Consider the following 25,666-nt stretch of genomic DNA (forward strand, 5'->3'; position numbering starts at 1 on the left):
CAGCCTACGCGGCTTTCATCCCTGGTCGGCCGCCGGGGTCGCCGCCGGCCCGGGCACGGCGGCGCCCGGGCCCGTCACGTGCTCGGCGGCGGCGCGGACGTCGATCTCGCGCCAGAAGCCGGCCCGGATGGCGTACCGGTCGTGCTCGTCGATCTGGTCGTCCTTGTGGGCGAGCAGGCCGAACCGGGCGGCGTAGCGCAGCAGCTCCCCGTCGATGCGGTGCGGGATCCGCGGGTACATGGTGGCGAGTTTCTGCAGGTGGCCGACTTCGGGGAGCCGTTCCATCCAGCGCCGGGCGAACACCTGGCCGACCTCGAACGGGTCACCCCCGACGGTGGTGATGTCCTCCTCCCGGTCCGCCCAGCGCTGCTCGGCGCTGGTGAGCTGGGCGAGGGTGGGCAGGGAGGCGGTCTCGGCGGGTTCGCCGAGCGGTCCGGCCCGGTCGATCCAGCCCTTGTCGGAGGACCAGCGCAGGGCGCTGCCGGCCGGGCTGGCCGGCGCTCCGGCCGCGTTCTGCGGGGCCGCGGTGACGCCGGGCGCGCGCAGGGCGGCGAGGTCCTTCGGGGTGGGTACGGGTCTGGCGCCCTCGCCGGTCCCCTCGGCGGCGCCTTCGGCGGCGGGGGCCGGTACGGGCGCTGCGCGCTCGGCGGTGGTGGGGGCGCCCGCGGGGGTGCCGTTGCGGGCGGCTTCGGCGAGCGCCGCCTCGGGCAGCGGGGCGGAGAGGATGGCGGCGATCTCGGGGCGCGGGGCGGGCGCCGGGGAGCACAGTCCGGAGAGGTCCTTGGCGCGGACGGCCCGGGTGATCCAGACCCGGTCCAGGACACGGCGTTCGTCGGCTTCGGCGACGAGGTCCTCGGACTGGTTGTAGTCGCCGTCGGCGGCCTGGACGGCCCACAGGTGGACGGCGACCCCGTGTTCCTTGGCGGACATCAGCCCGGGCAGCAGGTCTCCGTCGCCGGTGACGAGGACGACGTCCGAGCAGGCCCGGTTGCGGGCCAGTTCGGTGAGTTCGGCGTGCATGGCGGCGTCCACGCCCTTTTGCGCCCAGCGTCCGTCGCTGCGCGTCAGGGCGCCGAGGCGGACGGTGACCCGGGGCATCACGCGCAGCCGCCGGTGCTCGGGCTGGGGCACCCGGTCGGGGGCGCCGTCGAACCAGTAGATGCGCAGCAGCGGCTGCTGGGTGTCGGCTTCCGCGCGTTCGCGCAGGCCCTGGATGAGGGCGGTGTGGTCGACGGTGATGCGGGAGCGGGAGGGCTCCCCAGCGAGAAGGCTGGCGGCGGCGCCCAGCAGGTAGCCGGCGTCCACCAGGACGACGCAGCGGTCCACGCGTTCCACCCTCTTCCCTGGGGGTCCTCGATAGGTTTTCCCCGAGTCTGCCCGACCGCAAGGGTGTTGACGGCCGGAACTCGATCATCGGCGTGGCGTATCTCACGTATCACCCGCGACGGGCCCGCGACTGCGCGGAGCAATGATCCAAAATGCGCGGTTTCCGGTGCTGTGTGAGTGTGAAGGCGGCCCTGGCCCCTACACCCCTCACGGAGGCTTCCCATGGCCAAGAACAAGAACACCCGGCAGCCCGCCAAGACCTCGGACCGCGCTCAGGCCCAGGATCAGTCGAAGAGCTCGGTGCAGACCTCTCCCGAGCCGTCGTCGGCGCCGAGCCCGATGCACATGGCGGGCAAGCGCAAGGAGAAGAAGTTCGGCCACAACTGACGGTCCCCACGACCGACGGTTCCCCGCACCTGCGGGGAGGGCGCGCCCGGAGTTCCGGGCGCGCCCTCGCGCGTGGGAGCGGCGTGCCCTAGCCGGCCAGGCAGGACGGGCCGAGGAGCACCTTGAGGTCGCCGAAGAGCGCGGGGTCGGGCTGGACGCGGTGCTTGTCGAGGCGCAGGACGGTGGTCGTGCGCGGCCCCTGGAGCTTGATCCGTACCTCGGTGTTGCCCCGGTGGTGGCGCAGGATCTCCCCCAGACGGGTCACCATCGGCGGGGTGACCTTGACGGTGGGGATGGTCAGGACCACGGGGGCGTTGGTCCCGGCGGAGGACAGGTCGGGGACCATCATCTCCATCGCGACCAGGCGGGGCACGTCCTCGCGCTTGTCGAGGCGGCCCTTGACGAAGACGACGGTGTCCTCGACCAGCTGGGTGGAGACGAGCTGGTAGGTCGCCGGGAAGAACATGCATTCGATGGAACCGGCGAGGTCCTCGACGGTGGCGATCGCCCAGGCGTTGCCCTGCTTGGTCATCTTGCGCTGGAGGCCGGAGATGATGCCGCCGATGGTGACGAGGGCGCCGTCGGAGTGCTCGCCGCCCGTGAGCTGGGAGATGCCGGCGTCCGTCTTGTCCGACAGGACGTGTTCCAGGCCGAAGAGGGGGTGGTCGGAGACGTAGAGGCCGAGCATCTCGCGCTCCTGGGCGAGCAGGTACGACTTCTCCCACTCGACGTCGGAGAACTCCACGTCGAGCCCGAAGCCGGGTTCGTCGGCGGCGCCCTCGTCACCCATTGCGCCGAACAGGTCGAACTGGCCCTCGGCCTCCTTGCGCTTGACCGCGACCACGTTGTCGATCATCGATTCGTGGTGGGCGACCAGGCCCTTGCGGGTGTGGCCCATCTCGTCGAAGGCGCCGGCCTTGATCAGCGACTCGACGGTCCGCTTGTTGCAGACGACGGCCTCGACCTTGTCCAGGAAGTCGGGGAAGGAGGAGAACTTCCCCTTGGCCTTCCTGGTCTTGATGATCGAGTCCACGACGTTCTGGCCGACGTTGCGCACCGCGGTGAGGCCGAAGAGGATCACGTCGTCGCCCTGGGCGGCGAAGTTCGGCTCGGACTCGTTGACGTTCGGCGGGAGCACCTTGATGCCCATGCGGCGGCACTCGTTCAGGTAGATCGCGGACTTGTCCTTGTCGTCCTTGACCGAGGTGAGCAGGCCGGCCATGTACTCGGCCGGGAAGTTCGCCTTGAGGTAGGCGGTCCAGTAGGAGACCAGGCCGTAGGCGGCGGAGTGCGCCTTGTTGAAGGCGTAGCCGGCGAAGGGGACCAGCACGTCCCACAGCGCCTGGATCGCCTGGTCGCTGTAGCCGTTCTTGCGGGCACCGGCCTGGAAGATGGTGAAGTTCTTCGCCAGCTCCTCGGGCTTCTTCTTGCCCATCACGCGGCGCAGGATGTCGGCCTCGCCGAGCGAGTACCCGGCGATGATCTGGGCGGCCTTCTGAACCTGCTCCTGGTAGACGATCAGGCCGTAGGTGACCGCGAGCACCTCTTCGAGCGGCTCTTCCAGCTCGGGGTGGATCGGGGTGATCTCCTGCTGCTTGTTCTTGCGCAGGGCGTAGTTGGTGTGCGAGTTCATGCCCATCGGGCCCGGCCGGTACAGGGCCGAGACGGCGGAGATGTCCTCGAAGTTGTCGGGCTTCATCAGGCGCAGCAGCGAGCGCATGGGGCCGCCGTCGAACTGGAAGACGCCGAGGGTGTCACCGCGGCCGAGGAGCTCGAAGGTCTTCGGGTCGTCGAGCGGGAGGGCCAGGAGATCGATGTCGATCCCCTTGTTGGCCTTCACCATCTTGACGGCGTCGTCCATGATCGTGAGGTTGCGCAGGCCCAGGAAGTCCATCTTGAGCAGGCCGAGCGACTCGCAGCTCGGGTAGTCCCACTGGGTGATGGTGACGCCGTCGGTGTGCCTCACCCAGACGGGTACGTGGTCGGTGATCGTCTCGCTGGACATGATCACGCCGGCTGCGTGGACGCCCATCTGGCGCACCAGGCCCTCGACGCCCATGGCGGTGTCGATGACCTTCTTGACGTCCGGTTCGTTCTCGTACATCCCGCGGATCTCGCCGGCCTCGCCGTAGCGCGGGTGCTTGGGGTCGAGGATGCCGGAGAGCGGGATGCCCTTGCCGAGGACGTCGGCGGGCATGGCCTTGGTGAGGCGGTCGCCCATCGCGTAGGGGTAGCCGAGGACGCGCGCCGAGTCCTTGATCGCGTTCTTGGCCTTGATGGTGCCGTAGGTGCCGATCATGGCGACCTTGTCGGCGCCGTACTTCTCGGTCACGTACCGGATCACCTCGACGCGCCTGCGCTCGTCGAAGTCGATGTCGACGTCGGGCATGGAGACGCGCTCGGGGTTGAGGAAGCGCTCGAAGATCAGGCCGTGGGTCAGGGGGTCGAGGTCGGTGATGCCCATGGCGTACGCGACGATCGAACCGGCCGCGGAGCCGCGGCCGGGGCCGACCGCGATGCCCTGGTTCTTGGCCCACATGATGAAGTCGGCGACGACGAGGAAGTAGCCGGGGAAGCCCATCGAGATGATCGTGTCCATCTCGTACTCGGCCTGCTTCATCCGGTCCTCCGGGATGCCTCCCGGGTAGCGGCGGTGCATGCCGCGCATGGTCTCCTCGCGGAACCAGGTGACCTCGGTGTAGCCCTCGGGGATGTCGAACTTCGGCATCAGGTTCCGGAACTGGAACATGCCTTCGGTGTCGACCTGCTCGGCGACCAGCCGGGTGTTGGCGCAGCCCTCCTGCCAGGCGTCCGAGGAGTCGATGGCGTACATCTCGTCCGTGGACTTGAGGTAGTAGCCGGTGCCGTCGAAACGGAAGCGGTCCGGGTCGGAGAGGTTCTTGCCGGTCTGGATGCACAGCAGGGCGTCGTGCGCGGTGGCCTCGTGCGCGTACGTGTAGTGCGAGTCGTTCGTGACCAGCGGCGGGATGCCGAGCTTCTTGCCGATCTCCAGCAGCCCGTCGCGGACCCGGCGCTCGATCTCGATGCCGTGGTCCATCAGCTCCAGGAAGTACCGCTCCTTGCCGAAGATGTCCTGGTATTCGGAGGCGGCCTTGAGGGCCTCGTCGAACTGGCCGAGGCGAAGGCGGGTCTGGAGTTCGCCGGAGGGGCAGCCGGTGGAGGCGATCAGCCCCTCGGACCACTTGGCGATGGTCTCCTTGTCCATGCGGGGCCACTTGGTGAGCCAGCCCTCGGCGTACGCGTCGGAGGACAGCCGGAAGAGGTTGTGCAGGCCGGTGGCGTTCGCCGCCCAGATCGTCTTGTGGGTGTAACCACCGGAGCCGGAGACGTCGTCGCGCTTCTGGTGCGGCTGGCCCCACTGGATGCGGCGCTTGTTGCGCCGGGACTCGGGCGCCACGTACGCCTCGATGCCGATGATCGGCGTGACCCCGGCCTTCTGCGCGGAGTGGAAGAAGTCGTAGGCGCCGTGCAGGTTGCCGTGGTCGGACATCGCGATGTGCGTCATGCCCATCTCGTTGCACGCGTTGAACATGTCCTTGAGCCGCGCGGCACCGTCCAGCAGCGAGTACTGGGTGTGGACGTGCAGGTGCGTGAACGGCGGCTTGGTCACGGTGGGGGTCCTCCGGCGACGGGAGTGGGGGGCGACTTCGAATCCTACGTCGGGCCGGTGACACATCCGGGGCACTGACCGGTACGGTCAGGCGTTGCACCGGCCAGGAACACCTGTCCGAAAACCGATTGGCACACGCGCCACCAGGAGGAACCCGCCATGGCGGTCCCCGAGACGACGAACGAGCAGCGCGCCGAGCAGATACTCGACGTGTTCGACACCGCTTTCGGTGAGCTGCTCGCCGCCGACCCCGCTGCCTTCCAGGTGAAATTCCGGAAGATGGCGGCCTCCGCCTTCGCCTTCTACCGCGGCACGGCCTGCCTGTTCTACGCCGATCTGGAGCGGGACCGGCACGGCGGCCCGTACCTGGACGAGCGGACGGGCCGGGTGTGGATCCACGGCGACCTGCACGCCGAGAACTTCGGCACGTACATGGATGCCAACGGCCGGCTGATCTTCAACATCAACGACTTCGACGAGGCGTACGTCGGCCCCTTCACCTGGGACCTCAAGCGCTTCGCGGCCTCCGTCGCCCTGCTCGGCTACACCAAGGCGCTCAGCGACGGCCAGATCAGCGAGCTGGTGCGGATCTACGCGGCCGCCTACCGGGAGCGGATCCACCGCCTGGCGGCCGGCGCCAAGCACGAGGAGGTCCCGTCCTTCACGCTGGACACCTCCGAGGGCCCGCTGCTGGAGGCCCTGCGCGCGGCCCGGTCCCGGACCCGGTTCGAGCTGCTGGCGTCGATGACCGAGATCAGGGACTACGAGCGCCGCTTCACCTCCGGTCCCGGCACGCTGGAGCTGGACGCGGCCACCCGCTACAAGGTGCTGGCCGCCTTCGACGGGTACCTGGAGACCCTGCCGGAGGAGTCCCTGGTGCGGCCGGATTCCTACCGGGTCAAGGACGTGGTGGGGCGGCGGGGCGTGGGCATCGGCTCGGCCGGGCTGCCCTCGTACAACATCCTGCTGGAGGGGCACAGCGACGCCCTGGAGAACGACGTCGTGATCTACCTCAAGCAGGCGCAGACCCCTGCGGTGTCCCGGCACATCACCGAGCGGGCCGTGCGGGAGTACTTCCTGCACGAGGGGCACCGCACGGTGATCTCCCAGCGGGCCCTGCAGGCGCACGCCGACCCGTGGCTGGGCTGGACGGAGCTGGACGGCGCGGGCCAGCTGGTGGCGGAGGTCTCCCCGTACGCCGTGGACCTGGACTGGTCCGACCTGGACGACCCGGAGGAGATCGCGGCCGTCGTCGCGGACCTGGGCCGGGCGACGGCGACCATGCACGCGTCGGCGGACGAGGCGGAGAGCGGCCACTCCCTGGTCCCCTTCTCCACCGAGCGGGCCATCGACGCGGCGATCGCCGCCGACGAGGAGGGCTTCGGGGAGCTGCTGGTCGACTTCGCCCACGCCTACGGGGCCCGGGCGCGCGCCGACCACCAGATCTTCGTGGACCTGTTCCGCAACGGTCGTCTCACGCCGTAGTCGGGGCCCGCCCCGCCCCCCGGCCCCGGATTCACAGGCTGTCGTGGCAGACTCGCCGGGATGGACATATCCGGGGCAGGGATCCGAGGGCTGCGGGCCGCGCTGTTCAGCGCGCTCGTCGTGCTGCTCTCGACCGGCTCGCACGTCGTGCTGTCCCGGGTGCCACTGCCCCCCGCGCTGGTGGGCGGGGCCTTCGCCGCCGTGTTCGCGCTCGCCTTCGCGCTGGCCGGCCGGGAGCGGGGCCTCGGCGCCATCGCGGGGCTGCTGGTGCCGCTGGAGCTGGCGGCCGACACCGTCTTCACCGCCGGACAGCACTTCTGCTACGGCCCTGCGGGCGGCCCGGTCGCCGGACCGCTGCACGCGCTGGGCCTGGACGAACTCTGTGGCGGCGCCCCGGTCGGGGGACCGCTGGCCGGGGTGGGGGGTCCCGCCTCCGATCCGGCGGCGCTGCTCGCGGCGGCCGGGCCGTGGACGCCCTGGCTGCTGCTGGGCGCCCACGTGTCGGCGGGGCTGCTGGCCGCCGTATGGCTGCGGTACGGGGAGCGGGCACTGGGCCGGCTGCTGCGGGCCGTCGGCGCCCTGGCGTTCCGGCCGCTGCTGTGGGCGGTGTCCGCGGTGGTGGCGGCGGGCGGGCCGGCGCGCCGGGCAGTGCGGCCGGCGCCCCGGGGTGCGGGGGCCCGTACCCGGTTCCCGGCGCATTCCGTGGGACGGCGGGGACCTCCCGTACGGCGTGGGGCGCTCGCGAGCGCCTGACCCGGTACGGCAGACCCCCATCCCTTGCACACGGAAATTCCACGGAGATCGACATGAGTGCACGCAACAGCCAGGCGAACAAGGCGGCGGCCCGCGAGCGGCTGCGCATCGAGCGCGAGAAGCAGGCCAAGAGGGCCAGGGCGCGCCGCCAGCTGTTCGTGGCCGGCGCGGTCGTCGCCGCCCTCGCGGTCGCGGGCGGCGTCGGCTACCTGGTCGTGCAGAACACCCAGCCCACCCACTGGGAGAAGGCCGCCAAGGCGGAGCTGGTGAAGCCGAAGAACACCACGGGTGACGACGGCCTGACGGTCGTCATCGGCAAGGCGGACGCGAAGAAGACCCTGGAGCTCTACGAGGACTCGCGCTGCCCGGCGTGCGCGGCCTTCGAGCAGGCGGTCGGCTCGCAGGTGCGCAAGGACGTCGACGCGGGCAAGTACAAGCTCCACTACTTCGGCGCCACCTTCATCGACAACGGCGCCAAGGGCGAGGGATCGAAGAACGCGCTGAGCGCGCTGGGCGCGGCGCTGAACGTCAGCCCGGAGGCCTTCCTCGACTACAAGGCGGCGCTGTACTCCAAGGAGCTGCACCCGGACGAGACCGTCGACAGCTTCGCCAAGGACGACTACCTGATCAAGGTGGCTGACACGGTTCCGGCGCTCAAGGGCAACGCCGAGTTCAAGAAGGCCGTCGAGGACGGCACGTACGACCGGTGGGCGATGGACATGGCGAAGGCCTTCAACAAGTCCGGGGTGACGGGCACCCCGACGCTCAAGATGGACGGCAAGAAGATCGACACCCCGTCCACGCCCGAGGCGTACACGGCGGCGATCGACAAGGCCCTGGCGGGCTGATTCCCCCTGCCGGGACGACCTGCGGGGAAACCGGCGGGCGAACGGGCGGGCAACGGGCGGGCGAACTCCCAGAGTTCGCTCGCCCGTTGCCTTACCGAGGGTATTCCGGAAGTCATACCGATCAGTAATATGATCGGCCGTGACCAGTCATCTCTCTTCTTCCGCCTCGGCGAACCCCCGCCGCCGCACGGTCGTCAAGGCCGCCGCCGCCACGGCCGCGCTCGCGCCGATCGCGGCCCTGGGCGCCGGCGCAGCCCACGCGGCGGGCTCCGCCCCCGCGTTCCTGCACGGCGTCGCCTCCGGCGACCCGCTGCCCGACGGGATCCTGCTGTGGACCCGCGTCACCCCGACCGGCGCCGCCGTGCCCGGCTCCGGCCTCGGCCCGGACACCCGGGTCGGCTGGGAGGTCGCGGAGGACAAGTCCTTCTCCCGCGTCGTCGCGAGCGGGTCCGTCACCGCGACCGCCGCCGCCGACCACACCGTCAAGGCGGACGTCCGCGGCCTGCGGCCCAAGACCGTCTACTGGTACCGGTTCACCGCCGGCGCCACCGTCTCCCCCGTCGGCCGCACCCTGACCGCCCCGGCCGCCGACTCCGGCACGGCCGGCGTGCGCTTCGGCGTGGTCTCCTGCGCCAACTGGGAGGCCGGCTACTTCTCCGCGTACCGCCACCTGGCCGCCAGGACCGACCTGGACGCGGTCCTGCACCTCGGCGACTACATCTACGAGTACCAGACCGGGGGTTACCCGGAGGCCAAGTACGTCGTACGTCAGCACGAGCCGCAGCACGAGATCGTGGACCTCGCCGACTACCGCGTCCGGCACGGCAAGTACAAGACGGACGCGGACCTCCAGGCACTGCACGCCGCGCACGCGATCGTCGCGATCTGGGACGACCACGAGTTCGCCAACGACTCCTGGTCCGGCGGGGCGGAGAACCACACCCCGGGCACCGAGGGGGACTGGGCGGCCCGCGCGGCCGCCGCCAAGCAGGCCTACTTCGAGTGGATGCCCGTACGCCCCTCCATCGCCGGTACCGTCTACCGACGGCTGCGCTTCGGCACCCTCGCCGACCTGCACCTGCTGGACCTGCGCACCTTCCGCTCGCAGCAGACCAAGATCGGCGACGGCGCGGTGGACGACCCGGAGCGCACCATCACCGGGCGCGCCCAGCTGGACTGGCTCAAGTCGGGCCTGTCGGCCTCGCACGCGACCTGGCAGCTGGTCGGCACCTCGGTGATGATCTCGCCGGTGGCCTTCGGCTCACTGCCCGCGCACCTGCTGCAGCCGCTCACCAAGCTGCTCGGGCTGCCCGAAGGGGGCATAGCGATCAATGTGGACCAGTGGGACGGCTACACCGACGATCGCAGGGAACTCCTGGGCCACTTGAAGGACCAGGGCATCAAGAACACGGTGTTCCTGACCGGCGACATCCACATGGCGTGGGCGAACGACGTCCCGGTGAACAAGGCGACGTACCCGGCCTCGGGCTCGGCGGCGACCGAGTTCGTGGTGACGTCGGTGACTTCCGACAACATCGACGACCTGCTGCACGTGCCGGCCGACACCGCCTCGCTGGTCGCCGAATCGGCCATCAAGGCCGCGAACTGGCACGTCAAGTGGCTGGACATGGACTCACACGGGTACGGCGTCCTGGACGTGACGGCCGAGCGCTCGCAGATGGACTACTACATCGTTTCCGACAAGCGGCGCCAGGACGCCACGTCGACGTGGTCCAGGTCGTACCGCACCCTCAGCGGCACGCAGAGGGTGGAACGGGCCGACCGTCCGGTTCGCTGACGGAGCGTCAAATTTGCGGTGAGGAGGGGCGTCTGGTTCATACCAGGCGCCCTTTCCGCTCCCTCGGCAACAAATCTTTAACCTACGAGATCTTGCCATTCTGCTGACATGCACACGTAAGCTGCGCGTCAGCGTGAGGACGTCCCTCACCCCCCACCACGCTTCGCGAGGAGTCAACGTGCGCGCCAACGCCCGCATATCCCCCCTGCTCCGCCGCCGTCTCATGGGTACGGCCGTCCTGGCCGGCACCCTGGCCTTCGCCCCGCTGACGGCTCCCACGACCGTCGCCGCTGCCAAGTCCCCGGAGGCGTGTACCGGCCAGTCCGCCGACGCCTCGGCCAACGCCCGTGTCGCCCGCCCCAAGGACCACCACGCGGCCGACCCGAACGAGATCTCGGACGCCCAGGTCAAGGCCATGGACGCGGACCTGAAGAAGAAGCTGTCCCAGGCCACCCCCCAGCAGCTGGACGGCATGCGCGCCGGCGCCGTCACCGCGACCACCATCCCGGTGTACGTGCACGTCATCACCTCCGGCACCGCCGGCAAGCTGACGGCGACCGACATCAGCAACCAGATCTCGGTGCTGAACGCCGCCTACAGCGGCCAGGGCACCAACAACGCGGACACCGGTTACCAGTTCAGCCTCGCCGGCACGGACTACACGGACAACGCCGCCTGGTACAACGTCTCCGACGGCACCCAGGCCGAGAAGGACATGAAGACCGCCCTGCGCAAGGGCGGCAAGAACGCGCTGAACCTGTACACCGCCAACCTCGGCGGCGGGCTGCTCGGCTGGGCCACCTTCCCCAGCTCCTACGCCTCGCAGCCGACGATGGACGGCGTGGTCATCCTCAACACCTCGCTGCCCGGCGGCTCCGCCACCAACTACAACGAGGGCGACACCGCGACCCACGAGGTCGGCCACTGGATGGGCCTGTACCACACCTTCCAGGGCGGCTGCTCGGGCAGCGGTGACTCCGTCTCCGACACCCCGGCCGAGAAGAGCGCCGCGTTCGAGTGCCCGACCGGCCGCGACAGCTGCACCACCAAGACGGGCGTCGACCCGATCCACAACTTCATGGACTACACGTACGACTCCTGCATGTACCAGTTCACGGCCGGCCAGGTGGCCCGCATGAAGAGCATGTGGACCGCCTACCGCGCCTGATCAGCGGCTACCCCGCCTGATCGGCGCCCGTCGCGGCGGCGGCGGACGGCGGCCACGTGAACAGGGGCCCGGCCCGGCGGAAGCCGGACCGGGCCCCTGCCCGTGCGCCGCACGCGTTGGCGGGGCCGACGGGGCCGACGGGGCCGACGGGGCCGACGGGGCCGCCTACAGGCTGTCGAGGAAGGCCAGCGCGACCTTCCACGTCTGCTCGGCGGCCTGCGCGTCGTAGTCGTCGAGTTCCGGATCGGTGAACAGGTGCCCGGCGCCCTGGTAGCTGTGCACCTCCACGTCCGCCCCGGCCCGCTGCATGCGCAGGTACCAGGCCGTCAGCCAGTCGTGCGGTTCGAACGGGTCCGGGTCGGCCACGTGCAGCTGCACGGGCAGCCCGTCGGCCGAGGCGCCGTCCTCCAGGTCCGAGGTGCCGTGCAGGAGCAGCAGGCCGCGCGCCTTCTCGTCATGCAGCGCCAGGTGCTGCGCCACGGAGGCGCCGAAGGAGAAGCCCGCGTAGACCAGGCCCTGGTCGGAGTAGGGCGCGGCGGCCAGCACGGCCCGCTTGAGCAGCTCGTCACGGCCGATCTCGTCCTGGTGGGCCATGCCCTCCTCGACGGTGCCGAACGTACGCCCCTCGAAGAGGTCGGGCACCTGGACCGTGTGTCCCGCCGCGCGCAGCCGGTCGGCCGCCGCGTGCACCGCGGGCCGCAGCCCGTACGTCGAATGGAAGAGCAGGATGTTCATTCCCCCATCGTGCCAGTTTCCGAAAGCGCGATCCGGTTAGGTTGCCCGCATGGAGATGGAGAACGTCCTTCGCCCCGTCGCGGTCATCGGCGGCTCGCTGGTCATCACCCTGCTCGCCGGGTGGGTGCTCGACCTGCTGCTGCGCCGTGCCGATGCCCGACACCACGAGACTCCCCTGTGGGACCAGCTGCGCCGCTGCCGGGTGCCGTTCCAGATCGTGCTGTGCACGGCGCTGCTCAGAGGCTCCTACCGCTCCGCGCGCATCCTGCCGCAGCACGCGGACGGCGTCGGCCGGACCCTGACCCTCATCCTCATCGCCTCCACCGCCTGGCTCCTCGTCCGGATCGCGACCGCGATAGTCGACTCCGGCTACGCCCGCTACGCCTCCGGCTCCCGCGACGCGGCGCGGGTCCGCCGGGTCCGCACCCAGGTCACGCTCATCCAGCGGGTGGTGACGGCCGTCGTCTCCGTCGTCGCCATCGCGGCCATGCTGCTGACGTTCCCGGCGATGCGTACGGTCGGGACCTCGATGCTGGCCTCGGCCGGTGTGCTGGGCATCGTGGCCGGTGTCGCCGCGCAGTCCTCGCTGGGCAACCTCTTCGCCGGCCTGCAGATCGCCTTCGGCGACACCGTCCGCATCGGGGACACCGTGGTGGTGGACAAGGAATGGGGCACCGTCGAGGAGATCACCCTCACGTTCCTGATGGTCCGCACCTGGGACGAACGCCGCATCACGATGCCGGTCTCGTACTTCACCAGCAAGCCGTACGAGAACTGGTCCCGCGGCGGCGCGCAGATGACGGGCACGGTCTTCCTGCACCTGGACCACTCCGCGCCGGTCGAGCAGATGCGCGAGGAGCTCGCGGTGATCCTCAAGGAGACCCCGGAGTGGGACGGGCGCGCGAGCGGCCTGGTGGTGACCGACACCACACCCAACACCATCGAGGTCCGGGCCATGGTCACGGCGAAGGACGCCGACGACCTGTGGACCGTACGGTGCGCGGTCCGCGAACGCCTCATCGCCTGGCTGGTGGCCCACCACCCGTACGCCCTCCCCCGCCTGACGACGGCCGACGCGCTCCGCCCCCCGGTTCCCCGGCGGGGTTAGCCCCTCAAGGGTTGCGCAGGCTGCGCACGTCCAAGTGGCGCAGGACCCGGTCGACGATCTCCGGATCGGCGCCGGGTTCGCTGCGCGCGGCCAGCACCTCGTGCCGGGCCGCCGACATCATCTCCCGCTGGATCCGCTGGACGTCGCGGATCCGCTCCACCCGTTTCGCGTACGCCTCGCGCCGTTCCTCGTCGACCATGTCGGGGCTGATCCTGGCGCCCACGTCGTAGGCCCTGCGGTACAGGACCTCCAGCAGGTCGTCGGGGAGGTCCTCGTTCCCCTCGATCTCCTGCAGCCGCCGCTTGGCGGCCTTCGCGGCGCGGATGGCGAGCCGCCGCTCCGTCTCGCGTTCGGCGTCCTCATCGGCCTCGACACCGAGGCGCCGCACGAGCCAGGGCAGGGTCAGTCCCTGGCAGAGCAGCGTCACCATGATCACGGCGAAGGCGATGAAGACGATCTGGTCCCGCCCCGGGAAGGGCTCACCGGCGTCGGTTCTCAGCGGGATCGCCAGCGCCAGCGCCACCGAGGCCACGCCCCGCATCCCGGCCCACCACATGACCGTGCTCTCCCGCCAGCTCACCGGGATCTCCTCGGCGTAGTCGCGCCGCTTGTGCAGCCGCTTCGCCAGCCAGCCCGCCGGGAGCAGCCAGAGCAGCCGTACGCCGACGACCACCGCCACGACGGCCGCGGCCCAGCCCGCCATCTCCAGCTCGCGGCCGCGTGCGGTTCCGAAGACGTGGTGGAGCTCCAGCCCGATCAGCCCGAACGCGACCCCGGTGACCAGCGTGTCGACGATCTCCCAGAAGGTGTGCCCGGCCAGCCGCCCCAGCACGTCGTCGGCGTCGGTCGCGTATTCGGCGAGGAACAGGGCGGTCACCAGCACGGCGAGCACGCCCGAGCCCCGGAGCTCCTCCGCCACGGTGTACGCGACGAACGGAACCAGCAGCGTCAGCCCGATCTGCAGCGTGGCGTCCCCGAGCCGGCCCATGAGCCGGTTGGTGACCCACCCGAGGGCCAGACCCACCGCCAGGGCCACCACGGCGGACAGCACGAACTCGCCGAGGGCGTCCGGCCAGGAGAAGGTGCCGCTGACGGCGGCGCCGACGGCCACGTGGTAGAGCACGATCGCGGTGACGTCGTTGAACAGGCCCTCGCCCTCCAGGATCGACACCAGTCGGCGCGGCAGTCCCAACTGCCCGGCGACGGCGGTGGCCGCCACCGGGTCGGGCGGGGCCACGAGCGCGCCGAGCGCGACGGCCGCGGCCAGCGGCAGCCCGGGCACCACGGCGTTCGCCACGGCGGCGACGGCCGCCGTGGTCACGAAGACCAGGGCCACCGCGAGCAGCAGGATCGGACGGACGTTGGCGGCGAACTGGCGCCAGGAGGTGCGTTGCGCGGAGGCGTACAGCAGCGGCGGCAACACCAGCGGCAGGATGTACTCGGGCGGGATGTCGACGTTCGGTACGACCGGCAGCAGCGCCATCACCACCCCGCCGATGGTCATCAGCACGGGCGCGGGCAGCCCCAGGCGGTCCCCGAGCGGCACGGTGACCACGGCGCCGAGCAGCAGTACGAAAAGCAGAGCGAGCTGATCCACTCCCCCACCCTGCCATTACGCTGCCGCTCGCCCTCGGGGTAGGGCCCTCCCGCCACGCCCGTGTCGGACCAACCCGGCCCCGCCGGCGTTGCGGCTGGCGCCGGGGGCAACTGTCAGCCGGGCCGGCGTTCGAGGCGCGGGTTCGGGACAACTCAGCCCCGCCGGCGGGGCTGGAAGATGCCGAGACGCCGGCGGGGCTGGTGGGGCCAGCGGGGCGGGGTTCGCGCCCGAACGCCGGTGGGGCCGGAAGATGGGCCGGCGGCGCGTTACGGCAAGGGGCGCCGCATGGAGCGGTGCGGGATGCCCGCTTCGTGGAACTCCGGGCCGTAGGCCACGTAACCGAGGCGCTCGTAGAAGCCGAGCGCATGCGTCTGCGCGCCCAGGTCCACCGCGGTCAGCCCCAGCCGGACGGCCTCCGCCTCGATGGCCCGTACCAGCGCCGCGCCCACGCCCGTCCCACGCGCGGCGGCGCTCACGGCGAGCCGCCCGAGGGAGCCGACCTCGGGGGAACCCGTCTTGCCGAGGGCCCCCGGCCCGTACAGCAGCCGGCCGGTGCCCAGCGGCTTCCCGTCCGGCCCCTCGGCCAGTACGTGCACGGCGCCCGCGTCGTAGGCGTCGTACTCGACCGACTCCGGCACGGACTGCTCGACCACGAACACCTCGGTGCGCACCGCGAAGCACGCCGCGAGGTCCGCCTCGGACTCCGCGACGCGGACGGTGTAGGACGTGAAGGACGTGAAGGACGTCACTCGCTCTCGGCCCGGATCACGTCCAGCGCGTGCTGGAGGTCCGCCGGGTAGTGGCTCTCGAACTCCACCCACTGGCCGTCCGCGGGGTGCTCGAAGCCGAGGCGCACGGCGTGCAGCCACTGCCGGGTCAGTCCGAGCCGCTTGGCGACGGTCGGGTCGGCGCCGTAGGTCAGGTCGCCGACGCAGGGGTGGCGGTGGGCGGACATGTGCACGCGGATCTGGTGCGTGCGGCCCGTTTCCAGCTTGATGTCGAGCAGCGAGGCCGCGCGGAAGGCCTCGATCAGGTCGTAGTGGGTGACGGAGGGCTTGCCCTCCTGGGTCACCGCCCACTTGTAGTCCGCGCTCGGGTGACGGCCGATCGGCGCGTCGATGGTGCCGCTCATCGGGTCCGGGTGCCCCTGCACCAGCGCGTGGTAGCGCTTGTCCACGACGCGCTCGCGGAACTGGTTCTTGAGCGAGGTGTACGCACGCTCGGACTTCGCGACCGCCATCAGGCCGGACGTGCCGACGTCGAGGCGGTGCACGATGCCCTGGCGTTCGGACGCGCCGGAGGTGGAGATCCGGTAACCGGCGGCGGCGAGGCCACCGATGACGGTGGTGCCGGTCCAGCCGGGGCTCGGGTGGGCGGCGACGCCCACCGGCTTCATGATGACGACGATGTCGTCGTCGTCGTGCACGATCTCCATGCCGGGGACCGGCTCGGCGACGAGCTCGACCGGCCGCGGCGGCGCGGGCATCTCGACTTCGAGCCAGGCGCCACCGTGCACGCGTTCGGACTTCCCGACGACGCTGCCGTCGACCGCCACCTTCCCTGCGGCCGCGAGCTCGGCCGCCTTCGTCCGGGAAAATCCGAACATACGGGCGATGGCGGCGTCGACGCGCTCGCCCTCGAGGCCATCGGGAACGGGCAGGGTGCGGATCTCGGGAATCGTACTCACCTGTCGAGTATGCAGGACTCGGCAGACGGGCAGTCCCGCGATCAGTCCTTGTGGACGGTGCCGTCCGGGTCCAGACCCTTGAAGGAGAGCAGGACGATCAGGACGCCGCCGCACACGATCGCCGAGTCCGCGAGGTTGAACACGGCGAAGTGGGTGGGCGCGATGAAGTCGACGACCGCCCCGCGGAAGACGCCCGGCGAACGGAAGATCCGGTCGGTCAGGTTGCCCAGGGCGCCGCCCAGCAGCAGGCCCAGCGCGATCGCCCACGGCAGGCTGTAGAGCTTGCGCGCCAGCCGGACGATCACCACGATCACGGTGGCCGCGATGCAGGTGAAGATGATCGTGAAGGCCTCGCCGAAGCCGAACGCGGCCCCGGGGTTGCGGATGGCCTCGAACTTGAGGAGGTCGCCGACGACCTCGATCGGCCGCTGGTGCTCCAGCTTGGCGACGACGACCATCTTGCTGCCGAGGTCGATCAGGTACGCGAGTACCGCCACCACGAGCAGCGCCGCGATCCGCCGGCGCCCCTTGGGCTCGGTCGGCTCCGGCTCCACGCCGTCTCCGACGTCGGGCGTACCGATGATGCGCTCCGCCTCTGCCACGTGAGTCCCTCGAACTAGCACGAACCAGGTTCCCGGCAGGTTCCTGGACCCTGACGAGACACGAGGGTACGTCAGGGTCCGGTGGGCCGCGCCGCCTCCCCGGGCCGGTTCAGTGCCTGCGCTCCTGCTTCTGCTTGCAGTCCACGCACAGCGTGGCCCGCGGGAAGGCCTGCATCCTGGCCTTGCCGATGGGCTTCCCGCAGTTCTCGCAGAAGCCGTACGTGCCCGCCTCCAGCCGTTCCAGGGCCCTCTCGGTCTGCTCCAGCATCAGGGTGGCGTTCGCCGCGAGGGCCAGCTCGGATTCCCGGGTGATGTTCTTGGTTCCCGTGTCGGCCTGGTCGTCGCCAGCGCCGTCGCCGGAGTCCCGCATGAGACCCGAGATGGCCTGCTCGGACGCCTCCAGCTCGGCGCGCAGCCGCAGCACCTCGCTCGACAGCTCCGACTTGGCCCCGGCGACCTCCTCGGGCGTCCAGGGGTCCTCGCCGGGGCGTACGGGCAGCTCACCGGGGGCCACGGGGGCGGAGGCCGCCTTGGGCAGGCCACTGGTGGCGGCCTCGGCCGTCTTGCGCGTCGCGCCGGTGCTCTTCTTGGCAACCACTTTGCGGGCTCCAGTCTCTGTCGCGGCCTGCGCCGCCCCCTCGGCCCCGGCCGTTTTGGCCGTGGCCCTGCTCGCCGTCGTCTTCGCGGCGGCCGTCGCCTTCTCCGTGGACGCCGTCGCGGACGCCGTCGCCGACCGCTTGGCGGGCGCCTTCTTGGCGGGCGCCTTCTTCGCGGGCGCCTTGGCCGCCGGCGCCTTGGTCGCGGGTGCCTTGGTCGCAGCCGGCTTGCCCGCTGCCGGCTTGGTAGCCGGCGTCTTGGTCGCTGCTCTCTTGGTGGCGGACGTCTTGGTGGCGGATGTCTGGGGAGCGGGCGCCTTCTGTACAGCTGTTCTTTCCACAACTGCCTTCTTCACGGGTGCCTTGGTCGCGGATGCCTTCTCGGCCGGGGCCTTTTCGGCGGGTGCCTCGTCGGCGGCTGACTTCTTCCCGGGCGCCTTCTTCGCGGGTGCCTTTGTCGCCGGTGCCTTTCTCGTGTCCTTCGCGGCGGACGCCGTCGTCTTCTCCGCCGCCCTTTTCCCGGCGGCCTCCTTCACCGCTTTGACCGCCGCCTTCTTCGTGGCGGGCCCGGTCTCGGCTGCCTTCCTGGTGGCGGCCCCTTTCCCGGCCGGTGCGTCCGTCCCGGCACGGGCCCCGGCCGCCCTTTCGGCAGCCTTCTCGGTAGTCCCGGCGGTCTTCTTCGCCACCATGGCCGCGGCCCCTTCACATACTGTGATCATTGCTCGCGAATCGTGCCGGAACGATAAATCGGCTCCAGCCCCACGGCAACGGGGCGCGCATCCGTCGTGGCCAACCTGCATCCGTTGTGCCCAGCCGGAAGCCCGGTAATCCGCCCCTCCCGTCCCGGCAGGGCTCCGACCGGCCCCGTCGGCCCATCCGGGTCACGCGCAGGCCCCGCCCGGGTCGGCCCCCGCCCCCGCCCCGCCCGGCAAAACCGGTCGGCCGGGCACCGCCCGGCCCCGTACACTGGGCCCAGCGAAAGGCATGGATGGGGACGAGTAGCGTCGGACGCAGCCAGGAGCGACCCGGGGACGGTGAGAGCCCGGGGGCGAGCGCGATGTGAAGGATCACCCCGGAGCCGCCGGAAGAAAGCCGTCACGACGGCCAGTAGAACCGGCTTCGCACCCCAATGAGGGGGCCACCGGCGCTGTCCGGCGGCCAAGGAGGGTGGTACCGCGGGAGCAGCACACGGCTCTCGTCCCTCCGGACGGAAGTCGCATCCCGCCGGAGGAAGAGTTCAGCCTCATGACCACACCGCCGCAGTACCGCCCGGTACCCGCCCAGGTCGACCTGCCTGCCCTTGAGCACGCCGTCCTCGACTTCTGGCGCGAGAACAAGACCTTCGACAAGACCCTGGCCCAGTCCGAGGGCCGCCCCGAGTGGGTCTTCTACGAGGGCCCGCCCACCGCGAACGGCATGCCCGGTGCCCACCACATCGAGGCCCGCGTCTTCAAGGACGTCTTCCCCCGCTTCCGCACCATGCGCGGCTACCACGTCGCCCGCAAGGCCGGCTGGGACTGCCACGGCCTGCCCGTCGAGCTCGCCGTCGAGAAGGAGCTCGGCTTCAACGGCAAGCAGGACATCGAGGCGTACGGGATCGCCGAGTTCAACGCCAAGTGCCGCGACTCCGTGACCCGCCACACCGACGCGTTCGCCGAGCTCACGACCCGGATGGGCTACTGGGTCGACCTGGACGACGCGTACCGGACCATGGACCCCGAGTACGTCGAGTCCGTGTGGTGGTCGCTCAAGGAGATCTTCAACAAGGGCCTGCTCACCCAGGACCACCGCGTCGCCCCCTGGTGCCCGCGCTGTGGCACCGGCCTGTCCGACCACGAGCTGGCGCAGGGCTACGAGACCGTCGTGGACCCTTCGGTCTACGTGCGCTTCCCGCTGACCTCCGGCCCGCTCGCCGGCCGGGCCTCGCTGCTGGTCTGGACGACGACGCCCTGGACCCTCGTCTCCAACACCGCCGTGGCCGCGCACCCGGACGTCACGTACGTCGTCGCGCGGCGTACCGGCGCCGAGGACTCCGAGATGCTGGTCGTCGCCCAGCCGCTGCTGGAGAAGGCCCTCGGCGAAGGCTGGGAGGCCACCGGCGAGTCCTTCACCGGCAAGGAGATGGAGCGCTGGACGTACGAGCGCCCGTTCTCCCTGGTCGAGTTCCCCGAGCCCGCCCACTACGTCGTGAACGCCGAGTACGTCACGACCGAGGACGGCACCGGTCTGGTCCACCAGTCCCCCGCCTTCGGCGCCGACGACCTCGCGGTCTGCCGCGCGTACGGCCTGCCGGTCGTGAACCCGGTCCGCCCCGACGGCACCTTCGAGGAGGACGTCCCGCTGGTCGGCGGCGTCTTCTTCAAGAAGGCCGACGAGCGGCTGACCGCCGACCTCGACGCGCGCGGCCTGCTCTTCAAGCACATCGCCTACGAGCACAGCTACCCGCACTGCTGGCGCTGCCACACCGCGCTGCTCTACTACGCGCAGCCGTCCTGGTACATCCGCACCACCGCCGTCAAGGACGCGATGCTGCGGGAGAACGAGAAGACGAACTGGTTCCCGGACTCGGTCAAGCAGGGCCGCTTCGGGGACTGGCTCAAGAACAACATCGACTGGGCGCTGTCCCGCAACCGCTACTGGGGCACCCCGCTGCCCATCTGGCGCTGCGAGGAGAACCACCTCACCTGCGTCGGCTCCCGCGCGGAGCTCTCGGAGCTGTCGGGCACGGACCAGTCGGCCCTGGACCCGCACCGCCCGTACATCGACGACGTCACCTTCACGTGCACCCACGAGGGCTGCTCCCTCGAAGCGGTCCGCGTTCCGGAGGTCATCGACGCCTGGTACGACTCGGGGTCGATGCCGTTCGCGCAGTGGGGGTACCCGTACAAGAACAAGGAGATCTTCGAGAAGCGCTACCCGGCGCAGTTCATCTCGGAGGCCATCGACCAGACGCGCGGCTGGTTCTACACGCTGATGGCGGTCGGCACGCTCGTCTTCGACAAGTCCAGTTACGAGAACGTGGTCTGCCTGGGCCACATCCTCGCCGAGGACGGCCGCAAGATGTCCAAGCACCTGGGCAACATCCTGCAGCCCATCCCGCTCATGGACCAGCACGGCGCGGACGCGGTGCGCTGGTTCATGGCGGCGGGCGGATCCCCGTGGGCGGCGCGCCGCGTGGGCCACGGCACCATCCAGGAGGTCGTCCGCAAGACGCTCCTCACGTACTGGAACACCGTCGCCTTCCAGGCCCTCTACGCCCGTACGTCGAACTGGGCGCCCTCGGCGGCCGACCCGGCGCCGGCGGACCGCACGGTCCTCGACCGCTGGCTGCTGTCGGAGCTCCACACGCTGACCGCCGAGGTCACCGCGGCGATGGAGTCCTACGACACCCAGCGCGCCGGCAAGCTGCTGTCCGCCTTCGTGGACGACCTGTCCAACTGGTACGTCCGCCGTTCGCGCCGCCGCTTCTGGCAGGGCGACGCGGCCGCGCTGCGCACGCTGCACGACGTGGTGGAGACGGTGACCCGGCTGATGGCCCCGTTGACCCCCTTCATCACGGAACGGGTCTGGCAGGACATGATCGTCCCGGTCACGCCGGACGCGCCGGAGTCGGTGCACCTGTCGTCGTGGCCGGACTCGGACGCGGCCCAGGTGGACCCGGTGCTGTCCCAGCAGATGCAGCTGGTCCGCCGCCTGGTGGAGCTGGGCCGGGCGACGCGCGCGGAGTCCGGCGTCAAGACGCGCCAGCCGCTGTCGCGGGCGCTGGTGGCGGTCTCGGGCTTCGAGTCGCTCACGCCGGAGCTGCACGCCCAGATCACCGAGGAGCTCAACGTCTCCTCGCTGGCCTCGCTCTCCGAGGTCGGCGGCTCGCTGGTGGACACCACGGCGAAGGCCAACTTCCGCGCGCTGGGCAAGCGTTTCGGCAAGGGCGTGCAGGACGTGGCGAAGGCGGTGGCCGCGGCCGACGCGGCGGTCCTGTCCCTGGCCCTGCGCTCGGGCGGGGCGACGGTGGAGGTGAACGGCGAGACGGTCACCCTCACCCCTGAGGAGGTCATCATCACGGAGACCCCGCGCGAGGGCTGGTCGGTCGCCAGCGACTCGGGTGCGACGGTGGCGCTGGACCTGGAGATCACGCCGGAGCTGCGGCTGGCGGGCCTGGCGCGTGACGCGATCCGCCTGATCCAGGAGGCCCGGAAGAACTCCGGGCTGGACGTGGCGGACCGGATCGCGCTGCGGTGGTCCGCGACGGACCCGGAGGTGACGACGGCCCTCACGGACCACGCGGCGCTGATCGCGGACGAGGTCCTGGCGACGGACTTCGCCCCGGGCGAAGCCGATGCGGGGTACGGGGACCCGTTCACGGACGAGTCCCTGGGCCTCACGTTCCGCCTCCGCAAGGCATAGCCACCCCGACCACCTGTGGCCCGGTCTCCCTCGCGGGGGCCGGGCCACACCCGTATCCCCCCGGCGCCCGACCCCCGAACCGAGCCGCCCACAACCCGCCCCGCCGGCGCCCGAGCCCCGGCCAAACCCCGCCCGCCCACAACCAGCCCCGCCGGCGATTGAGGCGCGGGGCCCGGGGCGGAGCCCCCGGCAACGGCGCCGTACCCCAAGGCCCGATGGCGCGCAGACCCCGCCCGCCCAAACCAGCCCCGCCGGCGATTGAGGCGCGGGGCCCGGGGCGGAGCCCCGGCAACGGCGCCGCACCCGAAGACACCTTCCCCCGGTGGCGGGAAACGGGCCGGGCCCGGTGCCCCCGAAGGGGAACCGGGCCCGGCCCGTGACTGCTGCTGTCGCCGAAGAGGCGTACCGCTTAGTTGTCGTCCTCGTCGATCAGGAAGCCCCGCATGGGAGACGGCGCCTGCATCGGCTGCGGCGCAGCCGGCCGCACCGGAGCCATCGGCTGCGTCATCGCCGGGGACATCTGCTGCTGACCGCCGTAGGACGGACCGCCGCCCATCGGGGAGGGACCGCCCATGGGGGACGGGCCGCCCATGGAGTGGCCCATCGCACCGGCCGGAGCCATCGAGGGGGCCGGCGACGGCGGCAGCGCCGGACCGGACGGACCGCGCGGCGGGGCGAGGGAGTCGTCGGCCTGGGTCTCCAGCTGGCGCAGCTGCGATTCCAGGTAGGACTTGAGGCGCGTACGGTACTCGCGCTCGAAGCCCCGCAGGTCCTCGACCTTGCGCTCCAGCGTGGCGCGGGCGGACTCCAGGGAGCCCATCGCGACGCGGTGCTTCTCCTGCGCGTCCCGCTCCAGCGCGTCGGCCTTGGCACGGGCGTCCCGCTCCAGGCCCTCGGCGCGGCTACGGGCCTCGCCGACGATCTTGTTGGCCTCGGAGCGGGCCTCCGCGATCGCCTGGTCGGCGGTCTGCTGCGCGAGCGACAGGACGCGGGCGGCGCTGTCGCCACCGGGGCCCTGCTGCGGGAGCTGCGGCTGCTGCTGGTGCATGGGCTGGCCCATGGGCTGCATCTGCTGCCCCATCGGCTGCATCTGCTGGCCCATCTGCTGCCCCATGGGCTGGCCGAGCGGGTTCTGGCCGCCCATGGACTGCTGCTGCATGGGCTGCTGGCCCATCTGCTGCTGCTGTCCCATCTGCTGCGGCTGACCGCCCATGCCGTGCTGCTGCATGGGGCCGCCCATCGGGCCGGGGCCCTGCGGGCCGTGGCCGCCGGGGCCGGCGGGGAGCTGCGGCTGGCCGCCCGGCAGCTGCGGCGGGCCCATCTGCGGCTGCTGCTGCGGCGGGCCGGATATGGCCGCCGGGACGGGGCCTCCGGGGCCTCGCTGGTCCTGGGGCTCGGGCTTGCGCATGCCCTGCTGCTGCTGGTTCTGCGCGGCGGCTCGCGTAGCGGCGGCCAGCTTCGCGCGCAGGTCCTCGTTCTCGCGCAGCAGGCGCGTCAGTTCGGACTCGACCTCGTCGAGGAAGGCATCGACCTCGTCCTCGTCATAGCCTTCTCGGAGGCGGACGGTCGTGAACTGCTTGTTCCGCACGTCCTCGGGAGTCAGCGGCATGTCTTCTTCACCTCTACGTAGTCGTCGGCAGTCGGCAAGACCGTATCGGGATCGTCCCCGCGCGCGCGGAGAAGCTCATCGTTCACACGCTTCTCGCAGCGGTGCTCACGAAACTGATGAGGATGTAAACGATGATCATCAGAACGAAGAAGGACAGGTCGAGTGCCACGCCCCCGAGACGCAACGGCGGGATGAAACGCCGGAGAAGCTTGAGCGGTGGATCGGTGACAGTGTAGGTGGCCTCAAGAACGACCACCATCGCCTTGCCGGGTGTCCATGAGCGTGCGAACTGGAACACGTAGTCCATGACCAGTCGGAAGATCAGCACGATAAGGAAGCACATCAGCGCGATGTAGACCACCTGCAGTGCGACGCCCATCCCGCGCTTCCCTCTCCCCTGCTCCCGCTCTGTTCCCGGCCCCGTGTCTGACGGATCGGTCTAGCTTTGGTTGAAGAACCCGCCCTCCGCGATGCGGGCCTTGTCCTCCGCCGTTACATCGACGTTAGCAGGCGACAGCAGGAACACCTTCTGTGTCACGCGTTCAATGCTGCCGTGCAGACCGAACACGAGGCCGGCGGCGAAGTCGACCAGACGCTTCGCGTCGGTGTCGTCCATCTCCGTGAGATTCATGATCACCGGAGTGCCCTCACGGAAGTGTTCCCCGATGGTACGGGCCTCGTTGTACGTCCGCGGGTGCAGCGTCGTGATGCGGTACGGCTCCCGCTCGGAGACGACCTTGGGCATGATCACGGGGGCGTTCTTCTCCATGCTGGTGCGGTCAGGTGTGATGGATGCCACGGGTGCGATTCGCGCCGGACGTCCGTTTTCCACTGGTGCCGGGGTGGGTTCCCGTTGCGCCGGAGGCTGTACCGCCCGTACCGGTTCGTCCGTTACGGGCGTTTGGTGCGCGGGTGGCTGACGCCGGCGATCCCGCTCCGGCTCCGGCTCGGGCTCGAACTCGTCATCGGGGTCGTACCCCGGATTGTCGTACCGGTCGTCCTCCACGAGGCCGAGGTAGACCGCCATCTTGCGCATCGCGCCGGCCATTCTCCGAGTCCTCCGCTCTGTGGTGGATCGCCCTGTCGCAGGTGCCGCTGTGCCAGCGAAGGCTTCGTCGGTATTGTCACCAACTGCCCGCGATCCACGTGGCCTGTCCGCTCATCGGCGGAAATGACCATATTTTCTGCTGTGGTCCGACTTTCTTCGCGACGTTACCCGAGCCGGGGTCTCGCGCCGAGTACCGCAGTGCCGACGCGCACATGTGTCGCACCGGCCGCCACGGCCTGTTCCAAGTCCGCGCTCATTCCGGCCGACACCATCGTGGCAGCCGGATGGTCGGCGCGCAGGCCGGATGACAATTCCATCAGCCGCTCGAAGGCCGCCTGTTCGCGCCCCGCGTAGGAGCCCGCCAGCGGGGCCACGGTCATGAGACCGTCGAGCCGCAGTCCCGGTGCCGCGGCCACGAGGTCCGCCAGTTCCGGGAGCAGGTCGGGCGCCGCCCCTCCCCGCGCCCCCCGTTCGCCCGACTCGGCGTCGAGGGCGATCTGTACGAGGCAGCCGAGTTCGCGCCCCGTGTGCTGCGCCGCCGCGGACAGCGCCGTGACGAGCTTGGGCCGGTCGACCGACTGCACCACGTGCGCGTAACCCGCCACGGAACGGACTTTGTTCGTCTGCAACTGGCCGACGAAGTGCCAGTCCAGCGGCAGATCCGCGCAGGCCGCAGCCTTGGGGGCGGCGTCCTGGTCGCGATTTTCGGCCACATGACGGACACCCAGGTCCGCCAGCAGTCGTACGTCGCTCGCCGGATACGTCTTGGTGACCACGATCAGCGTCACCTCATCCCGCGCACGGCCGGCCGCGGCGCAGGCGGACGAGATCCGCCCCTCCACCCGCGCCAAGTTCTGCGCGAGTTCCGACTTACGGTCCATCAT

Annotated in this window: 21 protein-coding genes; 9 read left to right on the forward strand and 12 right to left on the reverse strand. The window is 70.7% G+C overall.

The window, feature by feature from the left end; all coding sequences use genetic code 11:
• Positions 1 to 15: 15 nt before the first annotated feature.
• Entirely contained in the window at positions 16 to 1,335 is a 1,320-nt protein-coding gene (locus OHA81_RS09265; protein ID WP_329194510.1) for an NYN domain-containing protein, read from the reverse strand.
• A gap of 213 nt (positions 1,336 to 1,548) precedes the next feature.
• Here OHA81_RS09265 and OHA81_RS09270 point away from each other — a divergent pair, with 213 nt between their 5' ends.
• Positions 1,549 to 1,713, forward strand: a complete 165-nt coding sequence (locus OHA81_RS09270) for a hypothetical protein (protein ID WP_329194512.1) — start codon at positions 1,549 to 1,551, stop codon at positions 1,711 to 1,713.
• An 88-nt stretch (positions 1,714 to 1,801) separates the two neighbouring features.
• On the opposite strand, the gene dnaE is transcribed toward OHA81_RS09270, so the two are convergent.
• On the reverse strand, positions 1,802 to 5,344 hold the full coding sequence (dnaE, locus tag OHA81_RS09275) for a DNA polymerase III subunit alpha (protein ID WP_329194514.1): 3,543 nt from the start codon (positions 5,342 to 5,344) through the stop codon (positions 1,802 to 1,804).
• 159 nt (positions 5,345 to 5,503) lie between these two features.
• Between dnaE and OHA81_RS09280 the strand changes: the two genes are divergently transcribed.
• The 5 genes from OHA81_RS09280 to OHA81_RS09300 all read left to right on the forward strand — a co-directional run bounded on the left by OHA81_RS09280 (position 5,504) and on the right by OHA81_RS09300 (position 11,396).
• Complete coding sequence (locus OHA81_RS09280) at positions 5,504 to 6,829, forward strand: DUF2252 domain-containing protein (RefSeq protein ID WP_329194516.1); 1,326 nt, start codon at positions 5,504 to 5,506, stop codon at positions 6,827 to 6,829.
• 60 nt (positions 6,830 to 6,889) lie between these two features.
• Positions 6,890 to 7,582 (forward strand): hypothetical protein, encoded by a 693-nt coding sequence (locus OHA81_RS09285; RefSeq protein WP_329194518.1) that lies wholly within the window; start codon positions 6,890 to 6,892, stop codon positions 7,580 to 7,582.
• A 53-nt stretch (positions 7,583 to 7,635) separates the two neighbouring features.
• Positions 7,636 to 8,430, forward strand: a complete 795-nt coding sequence (locus OHA81_RS09290; RefSeq protein ID WP_329194520.1) for a DsbA family protein — start codon at positions 7,636 to 7,638, stop codon at positions 8,428 to 8,430.
• A 139-nt stretch (positions 8,431 to 8,569) separates the two neighbouring features.
• Positions 8,570 to 10,228 (forward strand): alkaline phosphatase D family protein, encoded by a 1,659-nt coding sequence (locus tag OHA81_RS09295; protein WP_329194521.1) that lies wholly within the window; start codon positions 8,570 to 8,572, stop codon positions 10,226 to 10,228.
• 223 nt (positions 10,229 to 10,451) lie between these two features.
• On the forward strand, positions 10,452 to 11,396 hold the full coding sequence (locus tag OHA81_RS09300; RefSeq protein WP_329202119.1) for a zinc metalloprotease: 945 nt from the start codon (positions 10,452 to 10,454) through the stop codon (positions 11,394 to 11,396).
• Positions 11,397 to 11,561: 165 nt separating this feature from the next.
• Here the strand turns inward: OHA81_RS09300 and OHA81_RS09305 are convergent, their stop codons facing one another.
• Entirely contained in the window at positions 11,562 to 12,131 is a 570-nt protein-coding gene (locus OHA81_RS09305; protein WP_329194522.1) for a dienelactone hydrolase family protein, read from the reverse strand.
• 55 nt (positions 12,132 to 12,186) lie between these two features.
• Here OHA81_RS09305 and OHA81_RS09310 point away from each other — a divergent pair, with 55 nt between their 5' ends.
• The gene (locus tag OHA81_RS09310; RefSeq protein WP_329202121.1) at positions 12,187 to 13,239 is read left to right on the forward strand and encodes a mechanosensitive ion channel family protein; all 1,053 of its coding nucleotides are present in this window, start codon (positions 12,187 to 12,189) and stop codon (positions 13,237 to 13,239) included.
• A 4-nt stretch (positions 13,240 to 13,243) separates the two neighbouring features.
• Here the strand turns inward: OHA81_RS09310 and OHA81_RS09315 are convergent, their stop codons facing one another.
• The 5 genes from OHA81_RS09315 to OHA81_RS09335 form a co-directional block, all read right to left on the reverse strand.
• A complete protein-coding gene (locus OHA81_RS09315) occupies positions 13,244 to 14,836 on the reverse strand; it encodes a Na+/H+ antiporter (protein ID WP_329194524.1) in 1,593 nt (530 codons plus the stop codon).
• Between the two features lie 266 nt (positions 14,837 to 15,102).
• Complete coding sequence (locus OHA81_RS09320; protein ID WP_329194526.1) at positions 15,103 to 15,585, reverse strand: GNAT family N-acetyltransferase; 483 nt, start codon at positions 15,583 to 15,585, stop codon at positions 15,103 to 15,105.
• On the reverse strand, positions 15,582 to 16,523 hold the full coding sequence (locus tag OHA81_RS09325; protein WP_190182118.1) for an RluA family pseudouridine synthase: 942 nt from the start codon (positions 16,521 to 16,523) through the stop codon (positions 15,582 to 15,584). Before OHA81_RS09325 ends, OHA81_RS09320 begins: the two co-directional genes overlap by 4 nt.
• A gap of 41 nt (positions 16,524 to 16,564) precedes the next feature.
• A complete protein-coding gene (gene lspA / locus OHA81_RS09330; RefSeq protein WP_329194529.1) occupies positions 16,565 to 17,125 on the reverse strand; it encodes a signal peptidase II in 561 nt (186 codons plus the stop codon).
• A 109-nt stretch (positions 17,126 to 17,234) separates the two neighbouring features.
• Positions 17,235 to 17,723: a TraR/DksA family transcriptional regulator gene (locus tag OHA81_RS09335; RefSeq protein WP_329194531.1), complete on the reverse strand. Its 489-nt coding sequence runs from the start codon at positions 17,721 to 17,723 to the stop codon at positions 17,235 to 17,237.
• A 61-nt stretch (positions 17,724 to 17,784) separates the two neighbouring features.
• On the opposite strand from OHA81_RS09335, the gene OHA81_RS09340 reads away from it, so the two are divergent.
• Both OHA81_RS09340 and ileS read left to right on the forward strand, forming a co-directional pair.
• The gene (locus OHA81_RS09340; protein WP_329194533.1) at positions 17,785 to 18,549 is read left to right on the forward strand and encodes a hypothetical protein; all 765 of its coding nucleotides are present in this window, start codon (positions 17,785 to 17,787) and stop codon (positions 18,547 to 18,549) included.
• Between the two features lie 417 nt (positions 18,550 to 18,966).
• Positions 18,967 to 22,125: an isoleucine--tRNA ligase gene (gene ileS / locus OHA81_RS09345; RefSeq protein WP_329194535.1), complete on the forward strand. Its 3,159-nt coding sequence runs from the start codon at positions 18,967 to 18,969 to the stop codon at positions 22,123 to 22,125.
• A gap of 409 nt (positions 22,126 to 22,534) precedes the next feature.
• On the opposite strand, the gene OHA81_RS09350 is transcribed toward ileS, so the two are convergent.
• The 4 genes from OHA81_RS09350 to OHA81_RS09365 all read right to left on the reverse strand — a co-directional run bounded on the left by OHA81_RS09350 (position 22,535) and on the right by OHA81_RS09365 (position 25,666).
• Positions 22,535 to 23,734: a DivIVA domain-containing protein gene (locus OHA81_RS09350; RefSeq protein WP_329194536.1), complete on the reverse strand. Its 1,200-nt coding sequence runs from the start codon at positions 23,732 to 23,734 to the stop codon at positions 22,535 to 22,537.
• An 82-nt stretch (positions 23,735 to 23,816) separates the two neighbouring features.
• A complete protein-coding gene (locus OHA81_RS09355) occupies positions 23,817 to 24,113 on the reverse strand; it encodes a YggT family protein (RefSeq protein WP_030155988.1) in 297 nt (98 codons plus the stop codon).
• A gap of 60 nt (positions 24,114 to 24,173) precedes the next feature.
• Positions 24,174 to 24,782 (reverse strand): cell division protein SepF, encoded by a 609-nt coding sequence (locus OHA81_RS09360; protein ID WP_329194538.1) that lies wholly within the window; start codon positions 24,780 to 24,782, stop codon positions 24,174 to 24,176.
• Positions 24,783 to 24,946: 164 nt separating this feature from the next.
• Positions 24,947 to 25,666 carry a YggS family pyridoxal phosphate-dependent enzyme gene (locus tag OHA81_RS09365; RefSeq protein ID WP_329194540.1) on the reverse strand — a complete coding sequence of 240 codons (720 nt, stop codon included), beginning with the start codon at positions 25,664 to 25,666 and terminating at the stop codon, positions 24,947 to 24,949.

It is taken from the genome of Streptomyces sp. NBC_00667 (assembly GCF_036226825.1).
GTDB lineage: Bacteria > Actinomycetota > Actinomycetes > Streptomycetales > Streptomycetaceae > Streptomyces.